Source organism: Streptomyces sp. NPDC050658, assembly GCF_044457025.1.
GTDB lineage: Bacteria > Actinomycetota > Actinomycetes > Streptomycetales > Streptomycetaceae > Streptomyces.
In genome coordinates, this window is sequence record NZ_JBITGM010000004.1 from 206,278 (window position 1) to 232,777 (window position 26,500).

25 protein-coding genes are annotated in these 26,500 nt (G+C 72.4%); 19 read left to right on the forward strand and 6 right to left on the reverse strand.

The features are described from left to right. Window positions 1-134: 134 nt before the first annotated feature. From ACIBKX_RS16535 to ACIBKX_RS16550, 4 genes are all read left to right on the forward strand, one after another. A complete protein-coding gene (locus ACIBKX_RS16535; RefSeq protein WP_363272593.1) occupies window positions 135-1,760 on the forward strand; it encodes an amidase family protein in 1,626 nt (541 codons plus the stop codon). Between the two features lie 77 nt (window positions 1,761-1,837). Next, complete coding sequence (locus ACIBKX_RS16540) at window positions 1,838-3,304, forward strand: MFS transporter (RefSeq protein WP_363272595.1); 1,467 nt, start codon at window positions 1,838-1,840, stop codon at window positions 3,302-3,304. A 118-nt stretch (window positions 3,305-3,422) separates the two neighbouring features. Further along, window positions 3,423-4,670: an amidohydrolase family protein gene (locus tag ACIBKX_RS16545; protein ID WP_363272597.1), complete on the forward strand. Its 1,248-nt coding sequence runs from the start codon at window positions 3,423-3,425 to the stop codon at window positions 4,668-4,670. A 59-nt stretch (window positions 4,671-4,729) separates the two neighbouring features. Beyond that, on the forward strand, window positions 4,730-5,926 hold the full coding sequence (locus tag ACIBKX_RS16550) for a M20 family metallopeptidase (protein ID WP_363272599.1): 1,197 nt from the start codon (window positions 4,730-4,732) through the stop codon (window positions 5,924-5,926). Here ACIBKX_RS16550 and ACIBKX_RS16555 read toward each other — a convergent pair. Together ACIBKX_RS16555 and ACIBKX_RS16560 are read right to left on the reverse strand one after the other, a co-directional pair. Beyond that, window positions 5,913-6,497, reverse strand: coding sequence for a TetR family transcriptional regulator (locus tag ACIBKX_RS16555; RefSeq protein WP_363272600.1), 585 nt, complete (start codon window positions 6,495-6,497; stop codon window positions 5,913-5,915). The two genes, ACIBKX_RS16550 and ACIBKX_RS16555, sit on opposite strands and share 14 nt — an antisense overlap. A 4-nt stretch (window positions 6,498-6,501) precedes the next feature. Then, the gene (locus tag ACIBKX_RS16560) at window positions 6,502-7,980 is read right to left on the reverse strand and encodes an MFS transporter (RefSeq protein ID WP_363272601.1); all 1,479 of its coding nucleotides are present in this window, start codon (window positions 7,978-7,980) and stop codon (window positions 6,502-6,504) included. Window positions 7,981-8,203: 223 nt separating this feature from the next. On the opposite strand from ACIBKX_RS16560, the gene ACIBKX_RS16565 reads away from it, so the two are divergent. From ACIBKX_RS16565 to ACIBKX_RS16595, 7 genes are all read left to right on the forward strand, one after another. After that, window positions 8,204-9,091, forward strand: a complete 888-nt coding sequence (locus ACIBKX_RS16565; RefSeq protein ID WP_363272602.1) for a Gfo/Idh/MocA family oxidoreductase — start codon at window positions 8,204-8,206, stop codon at window positions 9,089-9,091. Between the two features lie 457 nt (window positions 9,092-9,548). Continuing rightward, complete coding sequence (locus tag ACIBKX_RS16570; protein ID WP_363272603.1) at window positions 9,549-10,370, forward strand: helix-turn-helix domain-containing protein; 822 nt, start codon at window positions 9,549-9,551, stop codon at window positions 10,368-10,370. Between the two features lie 131 nt (window positions 10,371-10,501). After that, window positions 10,502-11,542, forward strand: coding sequence for a 3-oxoacyl-[acyl-carrier-protein] synthase III C-terminal domain-containing protein (locus ACIBKX_RS16575; protein ID WP_363272604.1), 1,041 nt, complete (start codon window positions 10,502-10,504; stop codon window positions 11,540-11,542). A 30-nt stretch (window positions 11,543-11,572) separates the two neighbouring features. Then, the gene (locus tag ACIBKX_RS16580) at window positions 11,573-12,700 is read left to right on the forward strand and encodes a sensor histidine kinase (RefSeq protein WP_363272605.1); all 1,128 of its coding nucleotides are present in this window, start codon (window positions 11,573-11,575) and stop codon (window positions 12,698-12,700) included. Beyond that, window positions 12,697-13,371, forward strand: coding sequence for a response regulator transcription factor (locus ACIBKX_RS16585; protein WP_363272606.1), 675 nt, complete (start codon window positions 12,697-12,699; stop codon window positions 13,369-13,371). The genes ACIBKX_RS16580 and ACIBKX_RS16585 overlap by 4 nt, the downstream gene beginning before the upstream one ends. 124 nt (window positions 13,372-13,495) lie before the next feature. Then, entirely contained in the window at window positions 13,496-15,676 is a 2,181-nt protein-coding gene (locus tag ACIBKX_RS16590) for an MMPL family transporter (RefSeq protein WP_363272607.1), read from the forward strand. Window positions 15,677-15,716: 40 nt separating this feature from the next. Beyond that, entirely contained in the window at window positions 15,717-16,505 is a 789-nt protein-coding gene (locus ACIBKX_RS16595; RefSeq protein WP_363272608.1) for a GNAT family N-acetyltransferase, read from the forward strand. Between the two features lie 8 nt (window positions 16,506-16,513). Here the strand turns inward: ACIBKX_RS16595 and ACIBKX_RS16600 are convergent, their stop codons facing one another. After that, window positions 16,514-17,740: an acyl-CoA dehydrogenase family protein gene (locus ACIBKX_RS16600; RefSeq protein WP_363272609.1), complete on the reverse strand. Its 1,227-nt coding sequence runs from the start codon at window positions 17,738-17,740 to the stop codon at window positions 16,514-16,516. A gap of 167 nt (window positions 17,741-17,907) precedes the next feature. On the opposite strand from ACIBKX_RS16600, the gene ACIBKX_RS16605 reads away from it, so the two are divergent. After that, window positions 17,908-18,555: a TetR family transcriptional regulator gene (locus ACIBKX_RS16605; RefSeq protein ID WP_363272611.1), complete on the forward strand. Its 648-nt coding sequence runs from the start codon at window positions 17,908-17,910 to the stop codon at window positions 18,553-18,555. 10 nt (window positions 18,556-18,565) lie between these two features. Here the strand turns inward: ACIBKX_RS16605 and def are convergent, their stop codons facing one another. After that, a complete protein-coding gene (def, locus tag ACIBKX_RS16610) occupies window positions 18,566-19,105 on the reverse strand; it encodes a peptide deformylase (RefSeq protein ID WP_363272613.1) in 540 nt (179 codons plus the stop codon). A gap of 142 nt (window positions 19,106-19,247) precedes the next feature. On the opposite strand from def, the gene ACIBKX_RS16615 reads away from it, so the two are divergent. The 5 genes from ACIBKX_RS16615 (at window position 19,248) to ACIBKX_RS16635 (ending at window position 23,837) form a co-directional block, all read left to right on the forward strand. Continuing rightward, window positions 19,248-20,486, forward strand: coding sequence for a MurT ligase domain-containing protein (locus ACIBKX_RS16615; protein ID WP_363272615.1), 1,239 nt, complete (start codon window positions 19,248-19,250; stop codon window positions 20,484-20,486). A 40-nt stretch (window positions 20,487-20,526) separates the two neighbouring features. After that, window positions 20,527-21,255, forward strand: coding sequence for a glutamine amidotransferase (locus ACIBKX_RS16620; RefSeq protein WP_363272616.1), 729 nt, complete (start codon window positions 20,527-20,529; stop codon window positions 21,253-21,255). 205 nt (window positions 21,256-21,460) lie between these two features. After that, window positions 21,461-22,486 carry a 6-phosphofructokinase gene (locus ACIBKX_RS16625; protein WP_363272617.1) on the forward strand — a complete coding sequence of 342 codons (1,026 nt, stop codon included), beginning with the start codon at window positions 21,461-21,463 and terminating at the stop codon, window positions 22,484-22,486. 154 nt (window positions 22,487-22,640) lie between these two features. Beyond that, the gene (locus ACIBKX_RS16630; RefSeq protein WP_363272618.1) at window positions 22,641-23,591 is read left to right on the forward strand and encodes a cytochrome c oxidase assembly protein; all 951 of its coding nucleotides are present in this window, start codon (window positions 22,641-22,643) and stop codon (window positions 23,589-23,591) included. Between the two features lie 84 nt (window positions 23,592-23,675). Further along, window positions 23,676-23,837 carry a hypothetical protein gene (locus ACIBKX_RS16635; RefSeq protein ID WP_363272619.1) on the forward strand — a complete coding sequence of 54 codons (162 nt, stop codon included), beginning with the start codon at window positions 23,676-23,678 and terminating at the stop codon, window positions 23,835-23,837. Between the two features lie 69 nt (window positions 23,838-23,906). Here ACIBKX_RS16635 and ACIBKX_RS16640 read toward each other — a convergent pair whose 3' ends face one another. Next, window positions 23,907-24,320, reverse strand: a complete 414-nt coding sequence (locus tag ACIBKX_RS16640; RefSeq protein WP_363272620.1) for a subtilase-type protease inhibitor — start codon at window positions 24,318-24,320, stop codon at window positions 23,907-23,909. Between the two features lie 153 nt (window positions 24,321-24,473). Beyond that, entirely contained in the window at window positions 24,474-25,340 is an 867-nt protein-coding gene (locus ACIBKX_RS16645; RefSeq protein WP_363272621.1) for a hypothetical protein, read from the reverse strand. A gap of 87 nt (window positions 25,341-25,427) precedes the next feature. Here ACIBKX_RS16645 and ACIBKX_RS16650 point away from each other — a divergent pair, with 87 nt between their 5' ends. Beyond that, window positions 25,428-25,631: a hypothetical protein gene (locus ACIBKX_RS16650; protein ID WP_363272622.1), complete on the forward strand. Its 204-nt coding sequence runs from the start codon at window positions 25,428-25,430 to the stop codon at window positions 25,629-25,631. A gap of 85 nt (window positions 25,632-25,716) precedes the next feature. Continuing rightward, window positions 25,717-26,496 (forward strand): BTAD domain-containing putative transcriptional regulator, encoded by a 780-nt coding sequence (locus ACIBKX_RS16655; RefSeq protein WP_363272623.1) that lies wholly within the window; start codon window positions 25,717-25,719, stop codon window positions 26,494-26,496. Window positions 26,497-26,500: the final 4 nt, after the last annotated feature.

The window sequence follows — 26,500 nt, forward strand, 5'->3', positions numbered from 1 at the left end:
CACCGATCGATTCAGGCCACATCTTTCGGCCCGTCCCTCGGCCCATCCCTCGGCCCATCCCCCGCTCATCAGTCGCTCGTCAGTCGCTCCGCTCTCGCTCGTCTCCCGCCCGCGCCATCCCTGGAGGTGCCCCCATGCCCGCAACGGTCCGGCAGCCTTTCGGCTGCCTCGCCGACGCCGTCACGGCGCTGTGCACCGGGGCCGTCTCCAGCAGGGAGCTGGTCGAGACCGCGTTCGCCGACGCCGAGCTGCTCGACCCGCTGCTCGGTGTGTACGTGCGCCGCTTCCCCGAAGGGGCTCTGGCCGCCGCCACCGCCGCCGACACGCTGCACCCGGCGGACCGCGGACCGCTGCACGGCCTGCCGCTGGCGGTGAAGGACAACATCGCGGCGTACGAGGGTCCGGTCACCGCCCAGAGCCCGGCGCACGACCCCGGCTGGTGGCGCGGCACGGACGCGCCCGTGGTCGCCCGGCTCCGCGCGGCGGGCGCCGTCCTGCTCGGCAAGACGACCATGGCCGAATACGCGATGGGACGCCCCGACCCCGCCCACACGTTCCCGCTGCCCCGCAATCCGTGGGACCCCGATCGCTGGACCGGCGGTTCGAGCACGGGCAACGGCGCGGGCATCGCGTCCGGGCTCTTCCTCGGGGCGCTCGGGTCCGACACCTCGGGCAGTGTCCGGCTCCCGGCCGCGCTGTGCGGGACGACGGGGCTCAAGCCGACGTACGGTCTCCTGCCGATCGACGGATGCGTGCCGCTCAGCCCCTCTCAGGACGTCATCGGCCCCATGGCGGTCGGTGCCCGCGACTGCGCGCTGCTGCTCGCCGCGCTGACCGGGCGGCCCGCCGCGCCGCCGCGAGGCGCGGCGGGTGTGCGCGGGCTGCGGATCGGCGTGCCGTACGGGCTGCTCGCACACCCCGGTCTCAGCGCCGACGTCCGTACCGCCTTCGCGGAGGCGCTCCGAACCCTTGAGCAACTGGGCGCGCACATCCGGGAGTTCGGCCTCCCCGAGTTCGAGGGGCTGCTCGCGGTCAACGCCGTGACCATGCTCGGTGAGGCGTTCACCGCGCACGCCGGCCGGCTCGCCGCCCGGTGGTCCACGCACGGCAGGGCGTTCCGGCGGCTCGCTGCGGTGGGCGCCACGCTGCCCGCGCCGCTGCGTCACGGGGCGCGGGACCGGGGCCGGGTGCTCACCGCCGCCCTGCGCGAGCGGATGGGCGGCCCCGACGGCGTCGACCTGCTCGCCATGCCGACCTGGCCCGCCGCCGCACGCCCCTACCACCAGGAGGCGGCGCCCGGCGACGAGCTCAATCTGACCGCCGTGTGGAACCCCACCGGGTTCCCCGCGCTGGCGCTGCCCATGGGCGCCGACGCCGACGGACTCCCGCTCTCCCTCCAACTCGTGGGCCACCCCCACGCGGAGCACACCCTGCTGGCCGCGGGCGAGGCCTACCAGGCCGTCACCGACTGGCAGTTGCGCCGGGCCACCCCCGACCCGCGCCTGGTACCGCGTCCGCTGCCGGACCCGGACCGTGCCGCGGCCACACCTCCGGAATCCGGGGCACCGGCCGCCACGCCAGACGGGACACCGGCCGACACCGCCGCCATCGAGGCCATCGAGGCCACCCTCGCCTCCGTCGGCATCAGGCCCGATCCGGCCGACCTCGCCGCGATCGCCGCCCTGTCCCGCGTACTGCTCTCCCCCGGGCTCTCCCCCGGACCGGCACCCGGCCTCGCCCCCGGAGACGCGGCCGCCTGAGACCGCCGCCACCCCCCTGAGTCATCCCACCCTGTCCGAGCCGTCGCTCCCGCGCGGCCCGTCCCCCTGGAGAACCCATGTCGCGTCTCACGGCCCCCTCGGGCCCCGGAGCGCCCGGCCTCGGCGGCGCCCGCGTCGCCACGGTCGTCGGTTTCCTGGTCTTCGTCGAACTCGTCAGCGGCATCATTCAGGGGATGATGCCGACCCTGCTTCCGGGGCTCGGCGCCGCGCTGCACGTCAGCGCGGGCGATCTCAACTGGGTCAGCAGCGCCCAACTCCTCGCCGCAGCCGTCTCCGTACCGATCTTCGGACGCCTCGGCGACCTCTACGGCCACCGGCGCCTGCTGCGCGTCGCCGCCGTCTGTCTGGCCCTCGGCTCGATCCTGGTGGCCTGGGCGCCGTCCTTCGAGCTGCTGCTGCTCGGCCGCATCCTGCAGGGCCCGCTCGCCGCCTTGCTCCCGCTGGAGATGGGCCTGGTCAGGGACCGGCTCAGTCCGGAGGGCGCGCGCAGCGCCATCGGGATGCTGGTCGGCGCGCTCACCTTCGGCGCCAGTGCGGGCCTGGTCCTCGCCGGGCTGCTCAGCGAGGTCATCACCTCCGTGCACGGAGTGCTGTGGATCCCGGCGATCGCCACCGTCGCCTGTGTCGGCGTCGTCTTCTTCCTCGTCCCCGAGTCCACGACGCGCGCCAGGGGCACGGTCGACTGGGCCGGTGCCGGACTCCTGAGCGCCGGACTCGCCTCGCTGCTCCTCGCCATCTCGCAGGGACCGCGCTGGGGCTGGGCCGCGGGCACGACGCTCGGCCTGTTCGCCCTCGCCGCGGCGATCCTGGTCGTCTGGGTCCTGGTCGAACTCCGGGTCCCGCACCCGGTGGTGGACATCCGGCTCACCGTCAAGCGCACCCTGCTCCCGGTGTACGCGGCGAGCTTCCTGCTCGGCGCCGCGCTCTTCGGCTCGCAGAGCGCCGCCGCCCTCTTCCTCGCCAGCCCGCCCGACGAGGTCGGCTACGGCTTCGGCTACGAGACGCTCGGCATCGGCTGGATGATGCTGCCCTCCGGTCTGCTCGCCTTCGCCGGATCGGCGCTCGTGCCGCGCCTGGCCCGTGCGGTCGGCGCCCGCCAAGTGCTCATGCTCAGCGGTCTGTTCATGGCCGTCGGGTACGCGGCGCTGGTCTTCGCGCACACCGAGATCTGGGAGTTCGTCGCCGCCAACCTCGTCCTCGGCTTCGGCATCGGGCTCGGTCTGTCCGCCATGCCCGCCCTCGTCCTGGACGCCAGCCCCGCCGACCGCACGGGCATCGCCACCGGCGTCTACAACACCAGCAAGACCCTCGGCGGCAGCGTCTCCGGCGCCGTGTTCGCCGCGATCCTCACCGCGATCACCTTCGAGGGCACGGAAGTTCCCACCGAGAGCGCCTACACCACCGTGTGGTGGTGCTGCGCCGGGGTGTCCGTGCTGATCGCCGTGGCCGCGACCGTCCTCGGCGGGGCCAGGAGTACCGCACCGGACGCCGACGCCCGGCCGGCGCCCGCCCGCGCCGCCTGACCCGCACCTCAATCCCGTACTCCCGCACGACCGTACGCCCGTACTCCCCTTTGGCGTACGACGCATGACACACGCCGTACGACGCGTGACCGCACCACCTCGGAAAGGACCCCGTCCCATGACCACGCCCGCCTCCCCCGTCCTCCTCCACAACGGCCTGCTCATCGACGGCAGAGGAGGTGAGCCGGTCCGGGACGGGGCGGTGCTCGTCGTGGACGGGCTCGTCCGCTGGGCCGGGCCGTCCGCCGCGCACCCCGAACTGCCGGACGGCACCCGGCGCGTCGACGTGCGGGGCGACGCGATCCTGCCCGGATTCATCGACTGCCACGTCCACATGGCCGTGCCCGGCGGCGCGGTCAACCACGCCGAACTCGCCGCCATGCCCGCCTCGTTGCGTACGTTCCTGTCGGCGCCCCGTATGGAGAAGACCCTGTTCGCCGGCGTCACCACGGCCCGCGACCTGGGCGGAGCCGACGCCGGGCACCGCGCGGCCGTGGAGGCGGGCCTGGTCGTCGGCCCCCGGCTCCAGGTGGCCGTCGCCATGCTCAGCCCGACCGGCGGCCACGGCGACTTCCGCTCCGGCGCCGACGACGGGCCCGCGAACCCCGAGATGAGCCGCCTCGCGGACGGCGTCGAGAACTGCCGCCGGGTGGTCCGCGACGTGCTGCGCAAGGGCGCCGACTGCGTGAAGATCACGGCGACCGGCGGGGTGTGGAGCCCCACCGACCAGCCGGACGACGACGGCTTCCTGGAGGACGAGATCCGTACGATCACGGAGATCGCCGCGGGCCACCGGGGCAAGAAGGTCGCCGCGCACGCGCAGGGCCGGGGCGGCATCCTGAACGCCGTACGCGGCGGTGTCGCCAGTGTCGAGCACGGCTACGAGATCGACGACGAGGCCATCGACCTGATGCTGGAGCGCGGCACGTTCCTGGTGCCGACGCTGACCACCGCCAACACGGACCCGGACCCGCAGAAGGCGGCGAGTTGGGCGTACGCGAAGAAGAAGCACTGGCAGGCGGTGGCCAGGAAGCACATCCCGCACGCGATCGGGCGCGGGGTGCGGGTGGCGCTGGGCACGGACTGCGGGATCGCCGAACATGGCACGAATCTCCGGGAGTTGGCGCATCTGGTCGACTGCGGGATGACCCCGATGGGGGCAATCCTCGCGGGCACCTCCGAGGCGGCCGAACTCCTGGGCCTCGCCGCCGAGATCGGCACCCTGGAGCCGGGCAGGCGCGCGGACGTCGTCGTGGCCCGCGGCAATCCGCTCGCCGACATCGCCGCGCTGGGCAAGCCGGAGAACGTCCTCCTCGTCATGAAGGACGGCGTCGTCTTCAAGGACCTCGACGACCTGACCCGCTGACCGCTGACCCGCCGACCCGCCGACCCGCATCGTCCTCGTACTCCACAGGAGGTCCCTCCATGACCCGCACCCACCGCGAGCACGCCGAAGCGCTCGCCCCCGAACTCACCGTGCTGCGCCACGCGTTGCACCGCGAACCGGAACTCGGGCTGCATCTCCCGCTCACCCAGGCCAAGATCCTCGAAGCCCTCGAAGGCCTCCCGCTGGAGATCACCACCGGCACTCGGCTCTCCTCCGTCACCGCCGTCCTGCACGGCGGGCGCCCCGGCCCCGCCGTGCTGCTGCGCGGCGACATGGACGCGCTGCCCGTGCAGGAGCTGACGGGCGTGGACTACGCCTCGCGCACCGACGGCGTCATGCACGCCTGCGGACACGACCACCATGTGGCGATGCTCGTGGGCGCCGCACGGCTGCTCTGCGAGCGGCGCGAAGAGCTCGCCGGGAGCGTGGTGTTCATGTTCCAGCCGGGCGAGGAGGGGCACGACGGTGCGGGGCTGATGATCGCGGAGGGCGTCCTGGAGGCGGCGGGCAAGCCGCTGGTCGGCGCCTACTCCGTGCACGTCAGCTCCAACGGGGCGCCCGCCGGGATCATCGCCGGGCGGGCCGGCACGCTCACCGCGGGCAGCGCCGAACTGCACGTCACCGTGCACGGACGCGGCGGCCACGGCTCTGCCCCGCACTCCGCCGCCGATCCGGTCCCGGCCGCCGCGGAGATGGTGACCGCGCTGCAGTCCCTCGTCACACGGACGACGAACGTCTTCGACCCGGTGCTGCTCACCGTCGGCAGCTTCCACGCGGGCACGAAGCCCAATGTCATCCCCGCCGAAGCGACCTTCGCCGCCACGGTCCGGGCCACGTCCGCCACCGCGATGCGCGACTTCCTGCCGCGTGCCGTGACGCTGTGCGAGTCGCTCGCCGCGGCGCACGGACTTGCGGCGGACGTGGTGGCCGAGGAGCAGTATCCGGCGATGGAGTGCGCCGCCTCCGCGGTGGACCTCGCCGAGGAGGCGGCGACCGCGCTCTACGGCCCCGGCGCCTTCGTGCGGCTGCCCGCGCCGCTGATGGCGTCGGAGGACTTCGCCCGCGTGACGGCGGCGGTGCCCGGCGCCCAGCTGATGGTCAGCGCCAGGCCGCAGGACGCCGGGGACGAAGCGCCGTTCAACCACTCCGCGTACGCCGTGTTCGACGACGCGGCGCTGCCGGTCGGCACGGCGCTCCTGGCCGAACTCGCCACGCGGGCCCTCACCCAGGGGTGAGCAGGGCCTGCACGGTGGGCGCGTACCGCTCGGTGATCCCGTCGATCGGCGTCGCGCGCACCTCCGGTCCGCGGGCGATGCCGTACATCACGCCCAGACCGAGCAGCGTGCCCACCGCGAGCTCGGCGCGCAGCCCCGCGTCCGGCCCGTCGAGCCGCTCGGTGAGCCGGTCCACCACCTGCGTACGGAAGTTGTCGCGCAGTATGTCGCCCTGCTCGCGGTGGAGCGGTGCGAAGACGATGCGCAGGATGGGGTCGGCGCCGTGCTCGGACTGGCCGGTGAGCAGCTGGTGGACCATGTGGCGGCCGAGCACGGCGAGCGGGGCGTCCAGGAGGGTCGCCACATCGGCCTCGAAGGACATCACGCGGGCGAACAGCGCGTCCTTGTTCCCGAAGTACTTGAGGATCAACGGCGCGCTGACCCCGGCCCGTTCGGCCACCGCCTTGAGCGTGATGTCGGCGTGCGCTTGGCGGGCGAGGAGGTAGCGGGCGGCCCGGACGATGGCGGCCTTGGTCGCCTCGGCGTCACGGCGGCCGGGCGCGTCGGGTCCCTCCGGAGTCGGCATCACCATGGCGTCAGCTTCTCTCTTCCAGGGCCGTCGGCCGGGCGGGGCCGGGCGGCCCCGCGGCCGGTTCCGGGTCGTCCGGTGCCGAGTCCGAGGGTATGGCCAGCGCCGCCGCGCAGGCGACGAGCGCGATGGTTCCCGCCAGCGCGAAGGCCAGTTGATAGCCGGCCAGGGTCGGCACCCGCGCCCCGTCCACGGCGCTGGTGCGGTGGACGAGCACGGCGGCGACCGCCGCGCTGCACACGCTCTGGCCGATGGTCCGCATCAGCACGTTGACGCCGCTCGCGGACGCCGTCTGGCTCGGGGGCACCGCCCGCAGGATCAGCGTGGGCAGGGCGGAGTAGGCGAAGGTGGTCCCCGTCGACACCACGGCCGCGCCGAGGAGGATCGCCCAGAGGTGGCGGCTGTCCGCGATCCGTACGGCATAGCCGAGCGCGATGACTCCCGCGCCGACGGCCAGCGTCACGCGGGCGCCGTGGCGGGCGGAGACCCGCGCCGAGACGGGCGAAAGCACCAGCATGATCACGCCGTTGGGCAGCAGGCACAGGCCGGTCGCCACGATCGACAGGCCCAGGCCGTAGCCGCTGGCGACGGGCGCCTGCACCAGCTGGGCGGTGACGAGCGAGTTGGCGTAGAAGGCGAATCCGGCGAGGAGCGCGGCGACGTGCGGCAGCGCGAGGCGGCGTCCGGCGGCGAGCCGCAGGTCCACCAGCGGCTGCTCGGTGCGCAGTTGCTGCCGGCACCACACGGAGAGGATGCCGAGCGCCCCGGCGAAGAGTCCGGTCACGGGTACGCTCCCCCACCCCCACTGCCCGCCCTGCGACACGGCGAGCAGCAGACAGACGAGCCCGGCCGCGAGCCCGAACGCGCCCCAGACGTCGAAGCGGCCGGGCGAGCGGACCGGCGACTCCCGTACGGTCCACCAGGCGAGGGCGAAGCCGACGGCGCCCAGCGCGCTCGTGGCCCAGAACATGGCGTGCCAGTCCGCGTACTGCACGATCAGCGCGGCCAGCGGAAGGCCGAGCGCCGCCCCGATGCCGACCGTCGAGCTCATCAGCGCGACGGCGGATCCGGTGCGCTCCGGCGGGAGTTCGTCGCGCAGGATGCTGATCGAGAGGGGGACGACGGCCGCCGCCGCGCCCTGGAGCGCTCGGGCCGCGATCAGCACCCGGATGTCCGAGGTGAGCGCGCAGAGCACCGAGCCCGCGGTCATCAGGCCGAGCGCGGCGAGGAGCACCCGTCGCTTGCCGTACATGTCGCCGGCCCGGCCGAGGACGGGGGTGAGCACCGCGCCGGCCAGCAGCGTGGCCGTGACCAGCCAGGACACGGCGGCCGGTGAGCTGCCGGTCAGCCGCGGCAGATCGGGCAGCAGAGGTACGACGACCGTCTGCATGACCGCCATGAGGATGCCACCGAACGCCAGTACGGGAACGGTGAGTCGTGCGCATATGCCCGGACGTTCCGCCTCTGATTTCGGGACGAGCTTCATGATCGCTCCAGCGGGCACCGCGAAGTAGGGAGAAGTGACGGAAGAAGTGGTGAAGTGAATGGGAATTCACCATAGTGGGTGAATGGGCTTTCACTACCGGCGAGTTCGGAATCGCGATCCAGCCATCGCCGTGTACGCGAGAACAGCGAAGAACAGCCAACACCCTTGCCGTCACTGGGCATTGCTCTTCGCGGACGGTAGGGAGTCGGCCATAATGCCGCCCATGAAGAGACTGCGAATGGGCCTTGTCGGCACGGGCCCCTGGGCCTCGTCCACGCACGCTCCCGCGCTCGTCGCACACCCCGATGTGGAGCTCTGCGGGGTGTGGGGGCGCCGCCACGCGGCGGCGGCCGGCCTCGCCGCGGAGCACGGCGTCACGGCGTACGCGGACGTGGCGGAACTCTTCGCCGCCTGCGATGCCGTGGCCTTCGCGGTGCCGCCGGACGTGCAGGCGCCGCTGGCCGCGCGGGCTGCCGCGGCGGGCTGTCATCTGCTCCTGGACAAGCCGGTGGCGACGTCGGTGGCCGGGGCGCGCGACCTCGTGGCGGCGGCCGACGCGGCGGGGGTGGCGTCCGTCGTCTTCTTCACGCTGCGGTTCGCCGGGCCGGCGTCGGACTGGCTGGCCCGGCAGTCGGCGACGGGCGGCTGGTTCACCGGCCGCGCGGAGTGGCTCAGTTCGTTCTACGCCCCGGACGGCAGCAGCCCGTTCCTCTCGCCGTGGCGCGCGCGGCGGGGCGGGCTGTGGGACGTCGGCCCGCACGCCCTGTCGATGCTGATGCCATCGCTCGGCGATGTCACCGGTGTTACGGCTGCGGCAGGCCCCGCCGACACGGTGCACTTGGTCCTGCGGCACGACGGCGGGGCGTCGAGCACGGCGACGCTGAGCCTGACGGCCCCGGCGAAGGCGGCAGGGGTGACCGTCGAACTGCGCGGCGAGGCGGGGACGACCCTGATGCCGTCGGGGGGCGGGCAGCTCGACGCGTTCGGGTCCGCGGTCGACGCGCTGCTGGAGTCCGCGCGCTCCGGACGGGCGCACGCCTGCGACGTACGGTTCGGGCTGCGCGTGACGGAGGTGCTCGCCGAGGCGGAGGAGCGGCTTCAGGCCGGATGACGAGGTCGGCGAGCTGTCCGGGAACCGCCCGCGGAAAGCCGCGGGCGGCCGGTACCGTGGCCGCTACGTAATGGCGAGTGACGGCACCGGCCGCAGCCAGTTGACCCAGCGAACCGTTCGGAGAAGTACCGCTTCGCAGGTCCGGACTGCGACGTTTCCGACCACACGCATCGGAATACGAACAACCGATCCATACTCTTCCCGCTACGGCCCAATGGGCCTGAGGAGTACCCGACCCCGAGGAATTTCAGCCAATTTCCCGCTGCCCGGTCCGGAGGCCCCACAGTTGTGTCCGCGTGCCCGCCGACGATCGATCTCGCAGGTCGGCGGTCCCGCGCTGACCATGATGCCGCACCGTCTGATCGTTTTTCTTCGGGCAATCTTTACTACCAAAGCTCGTAGGAATATTTAGACTGCTGATGCTCAACTCGGCGTGTACCAAGAGGGATTACCCACCATGAACAAGACGGCGCTGCGCGCTCTGCTCCGCGAACGACGCGCCCTCATCGCCCCCGAATCGCACGGCTTCAGCCGCCCCACGGGCCAGGGGCGGCGCGCCCGCGGCCTCTCGCAGCACCAGGTCGACCAGCTGCTGCACCGGACGATCGGGACGTATCACCGCCTGGAGTCGGGCAGTTATCCCAATCCGCCCACGTCCCTGCTGCGGGACGTGGCCCGGCTCTTCGGTCTGAACGAGCAGGAGTGGGTGTCGCTCTGCAGGTTCGCGTTGCTGCAGGAGCCGCCCGGGCCGTTGCACCAGTCCTCCGGCAAGGAGGTGCCGGGCATCTGGCAGGACGCGGTCGACGGGATCAGTCACATGGCCTATGTCACCGACGCCTCGTGGGAGATGCTCGCCTACAACGCGTCCCTCGCCGCCATGTTCCCCGCGGGAGACATCCCCGCCAACACCATGCGCTGGATGGTGCTCGACCCCGCCGGCCGCGAGGCACTGCTGGACTGGCACACGGCCTGGGCCCCCATGGTGCTTCCGCAGCTGCGCGCCGCCCTCGCGTCCCGCCCCGACGACGAAGTGCTGCGCCAGATAGAGAAGGAGGTGCTCGCGGACCCCGAGACCGCCGCCCTCTACAACGCCGGCGTCTCCTATCCGCACCCCGACGGCGACGAACGCCCCCTGCTGCACCCGGATCTCGGCCCCGGCTGGGTCACCATGTGTACGGCGCAGCCGCTGACCGCACCCGGCGCCCGCCTGATGATCCTCGTCTTCCGCCCCGGACAGCGACGCTCACACTCCCGTGCACCCATGCTCCGCGTCCACTGATCGCATCGGGTAAAACACTCACCGGGCCTCGTAAAACATTGGGAAAAGAGGTTGCGGGCAGACGGCTCAAGTACGTTGAAGTACGTTGAGCGGCACCCCCCACAGCCCCCGACCCCCGTGGGAGACACCTAGTGCCCGCTTATGTCTTCAGACCACAGACAGTCGTCGGTGATCACAAGGTCACGACCGCCGAGATAGCCGACGACATTCGCGCCCATCACGCGGCCCATCCCCGGCTCGGCGCGTTCCTGCGTGTGATCGGCAACTGCGGTGTCCACACCCGCTACTTCACCCGTCCCCTCGACTCCCCCACCATCAACGGAACCGCCGATGTCGGCGAACGCGCCCGCGCGGCGTTCGGCGACGCACTGGCCATGGCCGAGCGGGCCGCCGTCGCCGCTCTGGACACCGCCGGTCTCGCCGCGGGCGACATCGACGCGATCGTCACCACGCACACCACCGGCTGGTCTGTCCCCAATCTCGACATGCACCTCATCGCACGTCTGGGCCTGCGCCCCACCGTGCGGCGGATCGCCCTGACGACCCTGGCCTGCCCCGGCGGCACCCAGTCGATGATGCGGGCCGCCGATCTCGTCGCCGCACGCCCCGGCAGCAAGGTCCTTGTGGTGGCCGCCGAGGTCATCTCCACCGTCTATCACCACGGGGACACCGGCATCGAGGCGATGATCTACAAGGCGCTGTTCGGCGACTCCGCCGCCGCGACCGTGGTGACCGACGAACCCCTCGGTCCCGGCATCGTCATCGACGACTCCTTCGAGTACGTCCTGCCCGACAGCCTCGACCGGCAGCGCGGCCGGATCTCCCCGCTCGGCTTCCACTTCGACTCCACCAAGAAGGCGCTGACCGCGGCCGACGACGTGCTGCCCCAACTCATGGAGTGGGTCGGCCCGCGGAGCATGGACTTCGCCGTCATCCACCCCGGAAGCCTGCGCATCATCACCGACACCGCCGCCGCACTCGGCCTCACCCCCCACGACGCCCGCCACTCCACCGACACCCTCGCCGACGAGGGCAACCTCGGCGGCGTCAGCATTCTCCGCGTCCTGGAGCGCACCCACTCCGCCCCGCCGCCCGCCGGTGCCCGCGGCGTCACCGTCGCCTTCGGGCCCGGCTTCGCCACCGCCGCACTGCGCTGCCACTGGCACGCGTAGCCCCCGCCCGTTGGCCATAGGCTCAGGGACGTGAACCTCCGACCCCGGCAGCACACCGACGCGCTGGTGACCGCAGCCGTCACCCTGTTCGTGGCCACCGGCACTCTCGTCACCCTGCTGCGCAGCGACGAACCGGGCCGCTACGACCCGCTGCCCTTCCTCGTCCTCGCCCTGACCTGCGGCGCCCTGCACTTCCGCGGCAGGTACCCGGTGGCCGTCGGCGTGTTCACGCTGGTGGCGACCGCCGCGTACTACCTGATCTCCGTGACGGACGGACCACTGCTGCTGGTCTTCGCCGTCGCCCTGTACGCGGTGTCCGCCACCGGGCACCTGCTCGTCGCGGCCGGGCTCGCCGCGCTGGCGCTGGCCGGCGTGGGGTTCAGCGCCCTGCACAAGCCGGATCCGCCGATCGACGGCATCTCGCTGGTCCTGATGACGGGCTGGTTCGTCGCCGCCGTCGCGATCGGCGCGGTGTCCCGGCAGCGGGCCGCCTATCTGCGCGAGGCCGAGGAACGGGTGGCGGGCGAGGAGCGGCTGCGGATCGCCCGCGAACTGCACGACGTCCTCGGACACACGCTGTCCGTCATCAATGTGCAGGCCGCCGCCGCGCTGCACCGGCATGAGCGTGATCCGGCGCAGGGTGCAGAGGCGCTTCGTACGATCAAGGACACCAGCCGGGAGGCCCTCACCGAGGTGCGTGCCGCGCTCGGTGTGCTCCGGGAGCGGGGCGAGGCCGCGCCGACCCGGCCGGTGGCCGAACCGTCCCTGGCGCGGCTGCCCGAACTGGCCGAGCGCGCCGGGCAGTCCGGGCTGAGACTGCGGACCGAGACGGTGGGCCAGACGCGGGCACTGCCCGCGGCGGTCGACGCGGCGGCGTTCCGCATCGTCCAGGAGTCCGTCACCAACACCATCCGGCACGCCCGCGCCAAGTCCCTGCACGTGCGCGTGGAGTACGCCGAGCGGGGACTGCGGCTGTGCGTGCGCGACGACGGGACGGCGGCCCGGCCGCCTGCGGGGCAGGGCGAGGGCAGCGGGATCCGCGGGATGCGGGCGCGGGCCGAGGAGATGGGCGGCACGCTCAGCGCGGACCGTGCGCCCGAGGGCGGTTTCCGGGTCGAGGCGGCCCTTCCGTACGACGGTGAGAGGCGGACGGCGTGATCAGCATCGTGCTCGCGGACGACCAGCGCTTGGTGCGCGCCGGGTTCAGGTCGATCCTCGACGACGAGCCGGACCTGGAGGTCGTCGCGGAGGCGGGTGACGGCGACGAGGCGGTGCGGCTCGCCCATGAGCATGTGCCGGACGTCGTCCTGATGGATGTCCGGATGCCGCTCGCCGACGGCATCGACGCCACCCGCCGGATCGTCGCGGACCCGGCGCTCGCCGCGACGCGGGTGGTCATCCTGACCACGTTCGACCTCGACGAGTACGTGTACGACGCGCTGCGCGCGGGGGCCAGCGGTTTCCTGCTCAAGGACACCGAACCGGCCGAACTCCTGCACGCCGTACGGGTCGCGGCGCGCGGCGACGCGCTGCTCGCCCCGGCCGTCACCCGCCGCCTCATCGCCGATCTCGCGACGCGCGCTCCGGCACCGCCGGACCCCGGCCGGCTCCTCGCCCCGCTGACCGGCCGGGAGCGCGAGGTCCTCGCGCTGGTCGCGGCCGGTCTGTCGAACGACGGCATCGCCACCGAGCTGACCCTCTCCCCCGCGACGGCCAAGACCCATGTCAGCCGCATCATGACCAAGCTGGACGCCCGCGACCGGGCACAACTGGTGATCATGGCGTACGAGTCGGGCATGACGCTGCCCGCGTGGCTCGACGGGCGCTGACCGCACCGGCAACCAACGGGGTACGCGACGGGGCCCGAGCCGCAACTCCTGGGGTACACGGCCCCGTACGACTGCCTCCGCCAGGCCGACGACCTGCGGCTTTCCGCTTTCTAGCCTGCTGGTTGTGGACACCCTCAGCGCCCCCAAAAGCCCTCCCCAGCGCCGGTCCGGCGTATTCGAGCGCCTCGCCGCCTTCTCGTACCGCCATCGGTGGCGTGCCCTGTCGCTGTGGGCGGCCGTACTCATCGGCGTGACCGCCCTCGCGGGTCTCGTCGGCAGCGACTACCACAACGACTTCGCGCTGCCCGGCACCGATTCGCAGTCCGCGCAGACGCTCCTGGAGAAGCACGGCGCGGCACAGGCCGGCGACAGTGTGCAGGTCGTCCTGGAGGACGGCGCGGGGATCCAGGGCGCGCGCGACCGTGTCGAGCCGATGCTGGAGAAGCTCGCGGGCCTGCCGGGTGTCGCCGATGTGCGCAGCCCGTACGAGGACCGATCGGCCATCTCCGAGGACGGCACGATCGCCTACGCGACGGTCACCCTCGACGGCACGTCGCGCGAGGCGGACAAGGAGGAGGTACGGCGGATCATCGACACCGCCGAGTCCGTGGCGGGGGACGGACTCGAGGCGGCGGTCGGCGGTGACGCCGTGCGGGAGGCCGAGGAGAGCGGCGGCGGTCCCGCCGAGGGCGCGGGCATCCTGGGCGCCCTGGTCATCCTCGTCTTCCTCTTCGGCTCGCTCGTCGCGGCGAGCCTGCCGGTGGTGACGGCGCTGTTCGCGGTGGGGAGTTCAATCGGTCTGATCGCGCTCGCCTCGCATCTCGCGGACGTCGCCGACTTCACGCCGCCGGTCATGATGCTGGTCGGGCTCGGCGTCGGCATCGACTACGCGCTGCTGATCTTCTCCCGCTACCGGGGCGAGCTGATCGAGGGTGCCTCGCCGGAGCAGGCCACGCGGACCGCCCTGGACGCGGCGGGCCGCACCGTGTTCTTCGCGGGCTGCACGGTCATCATCGCGCTGATGGGTCTGGTCGCCCTGGGGATCGGTTCGCTGCAGGGCGTGGCGCTCGCGGTCGCGCTGACCGTGCTCGTCACGATGCTCGCCTCGCTCACGCTGCTGCCCGCGCTCCTCGGCGTCTTCGGCAAGCGCGTCCAGCGGCATGTCACGGAGCGCGCGGCCAAGCGTGCGGCGCGCAACAGGCAGCCGGAGGGCGCCCGTTGGCGGCGCTGGGCCGAGCTGGTGCAGCGCCGCCCGTGGGCCGCGCTGCTGCTCTCCGTCGTCGCGCTCGGCGCGCTCGCGGCGCCGGCGGCCGATCTGCGCCTCGGCTTCGCGGACGCCGGCAACGACGCCGAGTCGGCGACGAGCCGTCAGGCGTACGACCTCCTCGCGGAGGGCTTCGGGCCCGGTTTCAACGGGCCGCTGGTGATCGTCGCCGACGGGGGCGACCGGTCCGCCGGCGAGCGGCTGCGGAGCACCCTGGCCGATACTCCGGGCATCGCCGCGGCGAGCCCGCCCCGCCCCGCCGACGACGGTTCCGTTTCGACGGTCGTCGCCTTCCCGGACAGTGCTCCGCAGGCCGAGGAGACCTCGGATCTGGTGGCCGGGCTGCGCGCCGACGTGCTGCCGGCCCTGGAGCGGGAGACGGGCGCCGAGTTCCTGGTCGGCGGCTCGACGGCGGCGACGGAGGACTTCGCGCAGACGGTCGCCGACCGCATGCCGCTGTTCGTCGCGATCGTGGTCGGTCTCTCCGCGGTCCTGCTGCTGCTCGTGTTCCGTTCCGTCCTGATCCCGCTCAAGGCCGCGCTGCTCAACCTCGTCAGCATCGGGGCGGCGCTCGGTGTCGTCACCCTGGTCTTCCAGCACGGCTGGTTCGGTGTCGAGCAGGGGCCGATCGAGGCGTTCATCCCGGTCATGATCTTCGCGATCGTGTTCGGGCTCTCGATGGACTACGAGGTGTTCCTGCTCTCCCGCATCCACGAGGAGTGGGAGCGGACGAAGGACCCGCAGGCCGCCGTCCGTGAGGGGCTCGCCGCCACCGGCAAGGTCATCACGGCGGCCGCGGCCATCATGATCGTGGTGTTCGCGGCGTTCATCCTCAGCCCCGACCGGATGCTGCAGCAGTTCGGGCTCGGCCTCGCGGTGGCGATCCTGCTGGACGCGCTGGTGATCCGCTGTCTGATCGTCCCGGCGGCGATGCAGCTGCTCGGCCGCCGGGCGTGGTGGCTGCCGGGGTGGCTGGTGCGGCTGCTGCCGAAGGTGGAGCTGGAGCGCCACCAGTCACAACTGGAGCACCACCGGCCGTAATCCGGTTGCCTCGGCCCGCTCCCGCTGCTGAAGTGCCCGCATGGATCAAGCAGAGGTACTCGCGGCGTACGACCGGCAGCTGCGGCGCGAGGTACGGACGGACAGCCCCGGCGCGCGGGTCGAGCGGGCCGGGGCCGTCGTCCGGCAGACCGGTGCCGCGCACGACTGGAACGGCGTCCACTGGGCGGATGTCGACGCGGGCACGGCGGATGCCGTGATCGCCGATCAGGTGCGGTACTTCACGGAGCTGGGGCGCGCGTTCGAGTGGAAGCTGCACTCCCACGACCGCCCCGACGATCTCGCCGCGCGGCTGCGGGCGGCCGGTTTCGTGCCCGAGCCGCCGGAGACCGTGCTGGTGGCCGAGGCCGCCGAGCTGCCCACCGAGCCCGAACTGCCCGACGGCGTACGCCTGGTGCCGGTCACGGACGAGTCCGGCGTACGGCTGATGGTGGACGCCCACAACGCGGCGTTCGGCGAGGGCAGCGCGGCGCTCGGCGAGCGGCTTGCCAAGCGGGTGCTGACCCAGCTGACCGAGACCCCGGACATCGTCGTCGCGGTCGTCGCCATGGCGGGCGACGAAGCGGTCAGCTCGGCCCGGATGGAGCTCTGCCCCGGCACCGACTTCGCCGGGCTCTGGGGCGGCGGCACCGCGCCGCGGTGGCGCGGCAAGGGCATCTACCGCGCCCTTGTCGCCCACCGCGCCCGCATCGCCGTCGACCGCGGCTACCGCTATCTCCAGGTGGACGCCACCGAGGACAGCCGCCCGATCCTGCAGCGCCTCGGCTTCGTGCCGCTGAGTGTGACGACGCCGTACGTGTACGAGCCGTAGCCGGGCCCCTAGCGGATCGGCATCCCCGACAACGTACGCGCGATCACCAGGCGCTGGATCTCGCTCGTGCCCTCGAAGATCGTGTAGATCGCGGCGTCGCGGTGCATGCGCTCCACCGGGTACTCCCGCGTGAAGCCGTTGCCGCCGAGGATCTGCACGGCCTGCGCGGTGACCTTCTTGGCGACCTCGCTCGCGTACAGCTTGGACATGGAGCCCTCGGCCGACTCGAACTTCTTGCCGGTGCTCGCCATCCAGGAGGCACGCCAGACGAGCAGCCGGGCCGCGTCGATCTGCGTACGCATGTCGGCGAGCTGGAAGGCGACGCCCTGGTTGTCGATGATCGGGCGACCGAACTGGGTACGCGTCTTGGCGTACTCCAGGGCCTCCTCGTACGCGGCACGGGCCGTGCCCACCGCCATGGCGCCGACCGCCGGACGGGAGGCCTCGAAGGTGGCCATCGCGGCGTTCTTCACGCGCTCGCCGCCCGACTTGGCGCGCTCACGGGCGCGGGCGAGGCGCTCGTCCAGCTTCTCCTTGCCGCCGAGGAGGCAGTGGCCGGGGACGCGCACCTCCTCCAGGACGACCTCGGCGGTGTGCGAGGCGCGGATGCCGTGCTTCTTGAACTTCTGGCCCTGGGAGAGGCCGGGGGTGGCGGGCGGGACGATGAAGGAGGCGTGGCCCTTCGAGCCGAGCTCCGGGTCGACGACCGCGACGACGACGTGGACGTTGGCTATGCCGCCGTTGGTCGCCCAGGTCTTGGTGCCGTTCAGGACCCACTCGTCCTTGGCCTCGTCGTAGACGGCGCGGGTGCGCATGGCCGCCACGTCCGAGCCGGCGTCGGGCTCGGAGGAGCAGAAGGCGGCGACCTTCACGTCGTTCACGTCGCCGTACATCTGCGGGATCCAGGTCCCGATCTGCTCCTCGGTGCCGTTGGCGAGGACGCCGACGGCGGCCAGGCCCGTGCCCATGATGGACAGGCCGATGCCCGCGTCGCCCCAGAAGATCTCCTCGGTCGCCATCGGGATGCCGAGGCCCGTGGGGTCGAAGAACTGCTGGGCGTAGAAATCCAGGGAGTAGATCCCGAGCTTCGACGCTTCCTGGATGATGGGCCAGGGAGTCTCCTCGCGCTCGTCCCATTCGGCGGCCGCGGGGCGCATCACATCAGCGGCGAACCCGTGGAGCCAGTCCCGGACCTCCTTCTGTTCGTCGTTGAGCTCCATGGTGAACTCGGCCATGACCCCTCCAGGACTACGATCAAGACAAGCGTTACTTGCGGTAACGGGAGTCTGTTACCGGCCGGTAGCCGCTGTCAACTCCCGGCCGCCCGTTCGATCGGCCGGGCACCCGGGGTGTTACGTTGCGCGTGCGTCAAGCAATCGCACCGGGCGGGGAGAGAAACGCTATGGAGACCACCACACAGCAGACCGATCAGCAGCGGTCTGCCGAGCGCCGGCGGCGCGAGTTGCTGGAGGCCGCCGACCGCGTGGTGCTGCGCGACGGCCCCGGCGCCTCCATGAACGCCATCGCCGCCGAGGCGGGCATCACCAAGCCGATCCTGTACCGGCACTTCGGCGACAAGGGCGGTCTGTACGCCGCGCTCGCCAAGCGGCACACCGACGCGCTGCTCGGCTCGCTGCGCGCCGCCCTGGACGCCCCGGCCGAGCGCAGGGAGCGGGTCGAGCAGACCCTCGACACCTATCTCGCGGCGATCGAGGCCCGCCCGCAGGTGTACCGGTTCCTGATGCATCCGTCGGAGGGCGGCGGCTCCGGCGAGCAGGGCTTCGACGTGGGCCTGCACTCCGCTCCCCTGCTGCGCCGCATGGGCGAGGAGCTCGCGCAGGTCATCGAGGAGCGGGTCGACCTCGGCCCCGGCAGCGCCCAGTTGGCCCGCGTGTGGGGCCACGGCATCGTCGGCATGATGCACGCCGCGGGCGACTGGTGGCTGGGCGAACGGCCGTGCTCGCGCGCCGAGTTGGTCAGCAGCCTGGCGGATCTGCTCTGGGGCAGGCTCGCGGCGGCCGGCAACCGCGTCGGCGGCCCCGGCTTCTGAGAACCCCGGGTCAGTTGTTCCAGGAGGCCCTGGCGGCGGCCCGCAGCACCCTGCGCCGCCGCCAGCCCGTGACGCGATCGGTGTAGACGCCGCCCTCCAGGTGGTCGCACTCGTGCTGCAGACAGCGCGCGAACCACCCCGTCCCGTGCACCCGCACCGGCTCCCCGAGCACGTCGACGCCCTCCACCACGGCGTGGTCGAAGCGCGGGGTGCCCGCCTCCAGGCCCGGCAGCGACAGACAGCCCTCGGGGCCGCGCACGGTGAGGCCGTCCGCCTCGACGAGGCGCGGGTTCACGACGTACCCGAGATGGCGCACGTCCTCGTCGTCCGGGCAGTCGTACACGAAGACCCGCTGATTCACGCCGATCTGGTTGGCGGCCAGGCCCACGCCCTGGGCGGCGTACATCGTGGCGTACATGTCCTCGACGAGCCGGGCGAGGGCGGGGCCGAATTCGGTGACCTCCGCGCACCGGGTGTGCAGCACGGGGTCACCGAGCAGGGTCAGGGGTCGTACGCGCCCTGAGGCGCCCGGGATCGAGCCGTGTCGCATGGCGCCAAGGGTACGGTCCGGGGAAAGCTCGGGGGCCGGGGTGGTGCCGCGGTTCGGGCTTGCCAGTGGATCTCGATAGGCTGAGGTCCATCGCGTTGCCGGGGGCAGGCGCGGCGCCGTACGCAAGGAGGATCCAGAACTGATGGCAGGCAACACGGACCCGCTGTCGCCGCGGGCCAAGCTGGCCGTGACGGCAGGCAAGGCCGCCGCGGCCGTTTCGCGCGCGGCGGGCCGCGGCAGCGGATCGGTGATCGGCGGCCGCGTATCACTCAAGCTCGACCCCGATCTGCTCGGACGGCTCGCCACGCACCTGGACGTGGTGCTGGTCTCGGCCACGAACGGCAAGACGACGACGACCCGGCTGCTCGCCGAGGCGCTGCGCGCCAGCGGGCCCGTGGTGTCGAACGCGCTGGGCGCGAACATGCCGGCGGGCATCACCTCGGCCCTCGCGGGCGGCTCGGACGCCCGCTTCGGCGTGATCGAGGTCGACGAGAAGTACCTCTCCGGCGTCGCCCGCGACGTGGAGCCGAAGGCGATCGCGCTGCTCAACCTCTCGCGCGACCAGCTGGACCGCGCCGCCGAGACCCGCATGATGGCGGAGAACTGGCGCGAGGGCCTGGCCGGCTCCAAGGCGGTCGTGATCGCGAACGCGGACGACCCGCTGGTCGTCTGGGCGGCGTCCTCGTCGCCGAACGTCGTCTGGGTCGCCGCCGGCCAGGAGTGGAAGGACGACGCCTGGTCCTGCCCGTCGTGCGGCGGCGTGATGCAGCGCCCCGGCGACGACTGGTTCTGCGGCGAGTGCGGTTTCCGCCGCCCCGCGCCGAGCTGGGTGCTCTCCGGCGACCACGTCCTTGACCCGCACGGCTCGGCGTGGCCGATCCACCTCCAGCTGCCGGGCCGGGCGAACAAGGCGAACGCGGCCACGTCGGCCGCCGTCGCCGCCGTCTTCGGCGTGCCCCCGCAGGTCGCCCTGGAGCGGATGTACCAGGTCCAGGCCGTCGCCGGACGCTATGACGTCGTGCAGTTCCAGGGCCGCGACCTGCGCCTGCTCCTCGCGAAGAACCCGGCGGGGTGGCTCGAAACGTTTTCCCTCATCGACCCGCCGCCGACCCCTGTGGTGCTCTCCGTCAACGCCCGCGGCGCCGACGGCACCGACACCTCCTGGCTGTGGGACGTCGACTACACCCGTCTCGCGGGACACCCGATCTTCGTCCTCGGCGACCGCAAGCTGGACCTCGCGGTGCGCCTGGAGGTCGCGGGCCTGGACTTCCGCGTCTGCGAGACCCTCGACGAGGCCGTGCAGCTGGCCCCGCCCGGCCGGATCGAGACGATCGCGAACTACACCGCGTTCCAGGACCTGCGCCGCCGCGTCGGCAACTGACCCCACCGGACCCTCTAGAACCTCGTAGGGACGAATGAGCATGAGCGACAACAGCCTGCGGCTGGTGTGGGTCTACCCCGACCTGCTGAGCACGTACGGAGACCAGGGCAACGCGCTGGTCGTGGAGCGCCGCGCCCAGCAGCGCGGACTCCAGGTCGAGCGCTACGACGTGCGCAGCGACCAGCCGGTGCCCACCTCCGGCGACATCTATCTGATCGGCGGCGGCGAGGACCGGCCGCAGCGCCTGGCGGCCGAGCGGCTGCGCCGCGACGGCGGACTCCAGCGCGCGGTCGGCAACGGCGCGATCGTCTTCTCGGTCTGCGCCGGCTACCAGATCCTGGGCAACGAGTTCATCAACGACCTCGGCCAGCGCGAGCCGGGCCTCGCCCTGCTCGACGTGGTCTCCACCCGCGGCGAGGGCGAGCGCTGCGTCGGCGACGTGCTCGGCGACATCGACCCGCAGCTGGGCCTGCCCCCGCTGACCGGCTTCGAGAACCACCAGGGCATCACGCACATCGGCCCGTCCGCGCGCCCCCTCGCCCGCGTCACGCTGGGCCGGGGCAACGGCACGGGCGACGGCACCGAGGGCGCGTACAACGGCACGGTCTTCGGCACGTACATGCACGGCCCGGTGCTCGCCCGCAACCCGCTGATCGCGGACCTGCTCCTGAAGCTGGCCCTCGACGTGAACGCGCTGCCGCCGACGGACGACCGCTGGTACGAGGCGCTGCGCGCCGAGCGCATGGCGGCGGCCCAGCAGCCCGCCTGAATCAGCCCTCGTGAATCAGCCCGCTTGAAGCCCCCGCCGCACAGGTGAGCGGCGGCGTCCAGCAGTCGGACGCCCGGTGCGGCCCCGCCCCCTGACGCCTATAGGGTGGCGGGGTTCAAGCCGGACGGCGTGGTCCGGTCACCGGCCCACGTTGCATCGGCCGACGTTGCACAGGGCCCCTCTTGATGAAAGACATTGGCGGGCTATGCGTATTGGTGTCCTCACCTCCGGCGGCGACTGCCCCGGCCTGAACGCCGTCATCCGCTCGGTCGTGCACCGCGCCGTCGTCGACCACGGCGACGAGGTCATCGGCTTCCACGACGGCTGGAAGGGTCTCCTCGAATGCGACTACCGCAAGCTTGACCTGGACGCGGTGGGCGGCATCCTCGCCCGCGGCGGAACGATTCTCGGCTCCTCCCGCGTGCAGCCCGCGCATCTGCGCGACGGTGTCGAGCGGGCCAAGGGCCACCTGACCGACCTGGGCCTCGACGCGGTCATCCCGATCGGCGGAGAGGGCACCCTGAAGGCGGCCCGGCTGCTCTCGGACGCGGGCCTGCCGATCGTCGGCGTACCGAAGACGATCGACAACGACATCGCGGTCACCGACGTGACCTTCGGCTTCGACACGGCCGTCGGTGTGGCGACCGAGGCGCTCGACCGGCTCAAGACGACCGCCGAGTCGCACCAGCGGGTGCTGATCGTCGAGGTCATGGGCCGGCACACCGGCTGGATCGCGCTGCACTCGGGCATGGCGGCCGGCGCCCACGCCATCGTCGTACCGGAACGGCCCTTCGACATCGAGGAGCTGGCCCAGAAGGTCGGCGAGCGGTTCTCCGCGGGCAAGAAGTTCGCGATCGTGGTGGCCGCCGAGGGCGCCAAGCCCCGCGCGGGGACCATGGAGTTCGACGAGGGCGTCAAGGACATCTACGGCCACGAGCGGTTCGCGGGCATCGCCACGCGGCTCGCCGGCGAGCTGGAGCAGCGCCTGGGCAAGGAGGCGCGCCCGGTGATCCTCGGCCACGTCCAGCGCGGCGGCACGCCCACCGCGTACGACCGGGTGCTCGCCACACGCTTCGGCTGGCACGCCGTGGAGGCCGTGCACCGCGGCGAGTTCGGCAAGATGACGGCGCTGCGCGGCACGGACATCACGATGGTGCCGCTCGCCGAGGCCGTCGAGACGCTGAAGACGGTGCCGGACGAGCGGTACGCCGAGGCGGAGTGCGTGCTGTAGCCCAAGGCCCCAGCTCAAGGTCGCAGCTCAAGGTCGCAGCTCAACGCGGAAGTTCAACGCGAGACGAACGGCCCCCGGACGCATCGGCGTCCGGGGGCCGTTCTAGTCTGGTGCGGACACACAGCGCACAACCGCACGAAACAGGAGCCAGCGGATGGATCACAGCGGGCACGGCATGAACATGGATCTGCCGCCGTTCACGCTGGGGCGGGGTCTTGAACTCTCGGCCGACCCCTTCTTCCTCGTCGGCTGCCTGGTGGCCCTCGCCCTGTACGGGTGGGGCGTGGCACGGCTCGTGCGGCGCGGCGACAAGTGGCCGGTCGGCCGCACCGTCTCGTTCGTGGTGGGCGTGCTGACCATCCTCCTGGTGATGTGCACCAAGCTGAACGACTACGGCATGGTCATGTTCAGCGTGCACATGGTGCAGCACATGGTCATCAGCATGCTCTCGCCGATCCTGCTCCTGCTGGGCGCCCCGATCACCCTGGCGCTGCGCGCGCTGCCGGTCGCGGGCAAGGACCGCAAGGGGCCGCGGGAGTGGCTGCTGTGGGTGCTGCACAGCCGGTACATGCGGATCATCACGCACCCCGCGTTCACCATCCCGCTGTTCATCGCGAGCCTGTACGCGCTGTACTTCACGCCGCTCTTCGACACCCTGATGGGCTCCAAGGCGGGGCACATCGGGATGATGGTGCACTTCCTCGCCGTCGGCCTGGTCTTCTTCTGGCCGATCATGGGCATCGACCCGGGCCCGCACCGGCCCGGCTACATCATGCGGATGCTGGAGCTGTTCGCCGGAATGCCGTTCCACGCCTTCTTCGGCATCGCGCTGATGATGGCGACCCAGCCGATGATCGGTACGTACATGCACCCGCCGGCCTCGCTCGGCATCGACGCCCTGGCCGACCAGGAGGCGGCCGGCGGCATCGCCTGGGCGTTCAGCGAGATCCCCTCGGTGGTGGTGCTTGTGGCGCTGCTGTTCCAGTGGCGCAAGTCCGAGGAGCGCGAGGCACGGCGCAAGGACCGGGCCGCGGACCGGGACGGCGACAAGGAGCTGGAGGAGTACAACGCCTATCTCGCCTCACTGGCCGCGCGCGGGCGCTAGCGGCGAAGGGTCTTCGCGGGTCAGGATGGTCTCAGGCCGCGGTCTTGGCGTCTAGGCGTCGGGCTGCCGGGAGGAGGCAGGGCGATGCCTGGTTCTACGAAGACGATGGGCGTGTTCACCATCGGTGGTCTGGTCGCGGTGACGGCCTACACGGTGGCGCTGGGGAGCAACGGCTGGCTGTGGTTCGGCTGGGTCGTGCTCGGACTGCTGACGCTGGCGATGGTGCTGTCCCGCAACACTCCCTGACCTGCGCCGTCGCGCGGCGCCCTGAGGCGGGCGCCGCGCCACGGCGTGCGGGGCGGCCTCGGCAGCCCGTCAGAAGTCGAAGACGTGGCCGCCGGTCGCGTGCGTCATCACGCAGGCGTTGTCGTACGTCTTCTGCCAGCCGACCGGCCGCCCTTGATACATGCCGCTCGCGCTCACGGTGACCGGCGCGTACTGCTTGGTGCAGATCCCGGACTCGGCGGGGAGCCGGTCGAAGTCGCCGTGCGCCTCCTCGATGTCCGCGCAGGCCTCGGCCGCCTGCGGATGGTGGCCTGACGGCTCGGGCTCGCACTTCAGCAGGACGCCGCGGATCCAGGTGCCCTCGTCGCCGGAGACGGTGAGGAAGAGGCCGCGGGGCGGCGGTGGCAGCTCGGTCGCGTACGCGGGGGCGGCCGCCGATACGGCGATCAGCACGGCCGCCGATGCGGCGACCGGTCGCAGACGGGACAGGGCACGGGACCTCATGCGGTACCTCCTGGGACAGTGGCGCGCTGCGGCGCCGGAGAGAGGCCAGGCCACCTCCGGCCCCGTCCGGCACCAAGGGGACGCGCCGGACGGTCACTCGTACGGGTGCGTCGCGTGGTCCGGGTGCGTCACATGGTCCGGATGAGCCGCCGGTCAGTCGGCCGGGTACCCGAAGACGACGGCGTCGCCCCCCTCCGGGAACCACACCGTGCACTCGTCCTCCCAGGAGATCGAGATGTCGTACGCCGACGCCTCACCGAGCGTGATGATCTCGGCCGCGATGCTCTTGACCGTGTCCGTCCCGTACTTGGGGTTCGGGTCGATGATGTCGTTCCAGCGGTACCGCAGCCGCATCCGGACCCATACGCCCGGCTGCACGGACTCCTCGCGGTCCGGGTAGGACGACAACCCGTACTCGTGCCACGCCTCGGCCGTGCCGTCGACGGTGAAGTCGCCCACCGTCTTGTTCGTGCCGTGCAGGTACTGGTAGCCGATGATGCCCTCGCCGTTCTCCACCTCGGCGTGGAACACCAGCCCGACCGGCACGGGCTCCTCCCGGCCGGATGCCGCCAGCGTGCGGGCGAATCCCACGATCCTGGGCCGCAGCTGGGAGCGCAGCAGTGCGCTGCGGCGCATGTACCGCGACCACTCCGGTACATCCCTGATGTGCCAGTCGCCCTCCCCGCCCAGGTAGCGCCGGAGTATGGCGAGACCGGCCCAGTCGGCCTCCAGGTCACCGCCCGTGACGCGGGAGCGCGAGGTGCCGCCCTCGGGCCGGCGGCCACGGCGCGCGTCCTCGCTCTGGTCCCGCTTGCTCTCCAGCTCGCGGTTCTCCTCGCGGCCCTCGCGCGCGCCGCGGTCCCCACGGCCCTGCCGACGCAGCACCTGGGGGAGTTCATGGGCCAGGGGCGGGCGGGCGATCGCCGTCCGGGCGGGCATCGCCGCGGACGGCGCCGCGGCACGGGCGGCCGGGACGGGGTGGTGGTCCGGTGCCGCGACGGCCCTGGCGTACGCGCTCACCGGCTCATTCCAGCGTCGCCGTGTCACCGCCGCGTCACACCGCCCGCCCCACGCCACGGTGACGGCGGCGCGGCAGGCTGCGGAGACATGGCTACCGGGCAGTCCAGGGCCGGAGTGTGTCTGGTGCGGGTGGAGACGCAGAGCCGCGGGGTGCTGATCACGGTGTGGAGTTCCGCGGACGTCGCGCGGGACACCGCGGCCGTGCGGAGCTCTACGACAGATGCCGAGCGGGCCGTACAGACCGTGCGGGAGTTCCTGCTCGCCTTCCTCGCCGGACCGCAGGACTCCTGATACACCGGCATTCAGCGCCCGATGCCGGCCGGTGACGAATCCGTCCCCCGCGCCTCGCGGCCGGTGGTTCAGGGGGTGCGTGACCGTGCCGGACTTCCCTCAGGCACTCATCGCGATGCACGAGCGCGCCCCGCTTCCCGTGCTGCACCTGCTGGGTGAGCCCTTCGTCAGCGTCGGCGAGTGCCGCATCGAGGTGCCCCGCAGCGGAAAGCGGCTGCTGGTGTTCGTCGCGCTGCGGCACCGCCGGGTGGAGCGTCTCTCGGCCGCCGGGTCGCTGTGGCCGGTCAACGACGAGGCGCGGGCGGGCGGCAATCTGCGCTCGGCGCTGTGGCGGCTGCGGCAGATGGGCGTACCGCTGCTCGACACCGACAAGCGCGGGCTGCGGCTGCGGGCCGAGGTGGTGCTCGACGTCGACGCGGTCAGCCGGTGGGCGGCCCGCGTCGTCGACGGGACCGCGTCGACGGCCGAGCTGCGGATGGTGCCGCGCGACGTGGAGGGGCTCGATCTGCTGCCCGGTTGGTACGAGGACTGGGCGCTGATCGAGCGCGAACGGCTGAGGCAGCGGCTGCTGCACGCCCTGGAGGCGCAGAGCCGGCAGCTGGCCCGCCGGGGGCTGCACGCGGAGTCCGTCGAGGCCGCGATGGCGGCGGTCGGCGCGGAGCCGCTGCGGGAGAGCGCGCAGCGCGTCCTGATCGAGGCGCATCTGGCGGAGGGCAACTGGATCGAGGGGCGGCGCAGTCTGGACGCGTACGCACGTCTCCTCGACCGGGACCTCGGGGTGCGCCCCGCGTCCGAGCTGACCGCCCTGCTGTACCCCGCCGGACGGCCCGTGCCCGCCCCGCGGGAGGCCGTGACGCCTCGGTGACGCG

Bases quoted from the DNA above. Each gene is read 5' to 3' on its own strand.
- ACIBKX_RS16600 (WP_363272609.1), bottom strand. From the start codon at position 17,740: ATGGCCGAGTTCACCATGGAGCTCAACGACGAACAGAAGGAGGTCCGG.
- ACIBKX_RS16640 (WP_363272620.1), bottom strand. From the start codon at position 24,320: ATGAGGTCCCGTGCCCTGTCCCGTCTGCGACCGGTCGCCGCATCGGCG.
- ACIBKX_RS16615 (WP_363272615.1), top strand. From the start codon at position 19,248: ATGGCAGGCAACACGGACCCGCTGTCGCCGCGGGCCAAGCTGGCCGTG.
- ACIBKX_RS16605 (WP_363272611.1), top strand. From the start codon at position 17,908: ATGGAGACCACCACACAGCAGACCGATCAGCAGCGGTCTGCCGAGCGC.
- ACIBKX_RS16545 (WP_363272597.1), top strand. From the start codon at position 3,423: ATGACCACGCCCGCCTCCCCCGTCCTCCTCCACAACGGCCTGCTCATC.
- ACIBKX_RS16535 (WP_363272593.1), top strand. From the start codon at position 135: ATGCCCGCAACGGTCCGGCAGCCTTTCGGCTGCCTCGCCGACGCCGTC.
- ACIBKX_RS16550 (WP_363272599.1), top strand. From the start codon at position 4,730: ATGACCCGCACCCACCGCGAGCACGCCGAAGCGCTCGCCCCCGAACTC.
- ACIBKX_RS16630 (WP_363272618.1), top strand. From the start codon at position 22,641: ATGGATCACAGCGGGCACGGCATGAACATGGATCTGCCGCCGTTCACG.
- ACIBKX_RS16540 (WP_363272595.1), top strand. From the start codon at position 1,838: ATGTCGCGTCTCACGGCCCCCTCGGGCCCCGGAGCGCCCGGCCTCGGC.
- ACIBKX_RS16650 (WP_363272622.1), top strand. From the start codon at position 25,428: ATGGCTACCGGGCAGTCCAGGGCCGGAGTGTGTCTGGTGCGGGTGGAG.
- ACIBKX_RS16555 (WP_363272600.1), bottom strand. From the start codon at position 6,497: ATGGTGATGCCGACTCCGGAGGGACCCGACGCGCCCGGCCGCCGTGAC.
- ACIBKX_RS16570 (WP_363272603.1), top strand. From the start codon at position 9,549: ATGAACAAGACGGCGCTGCGCGCTCTGCTCCGCGAACGACGCGCCCTC.
- ACIBKX_RS16565 (WP_363272602.1), top strand. From the start codon at position 8,204: ATGAAGAGACTGCGAATGGGCCTTGTCGGCACGGGCCCCTGGGCCTCG.
- ACIBKX_RS16620 (WP_363272616.1), top strand. From the start codon at position 20,527: ATGAGCGACAACAGCCTGCGGCTGGTGTGGGTCTACCCCGACCTGCTG.
- def (WP_363272613.1), bottom strand. From the start codon at position 19,105: ATGCGACACGGCTCGATCCCGGGCGCCTCAGGGCGCGTACGACCCCTG.
- ACIBKX_RS16635 (WP_363272619.1), top strand. From the start codon at position 23,676: ATGCCTGGTTCTACGAAGACGATGGGCGTGTTCACCATCGGTGGTCTG.
- ACIBKX_RS16560 (WP_363272601.1), bottom strand. From the start codon at position 7,980: ATGAAGCTCGTCCCGAAATCAGAGGCGGAACGTCCGGGCATATGCGCA.
- ACIBKX_RS16625 (WP_363272617.1), top strand. From the start codon at position 21,461: ATGCGTATTGGTGTCCTCACCTCCGGCGGCGACTGCCCCGGCCTGAAC.
- ACIBKX_RS16595 (WP_363272608.1), top strand. From the start codon at position 15,717: ATGGATCAAGCAGAGGTACTCGCGGCGTACGACCGGCAGCTGCGGCGC.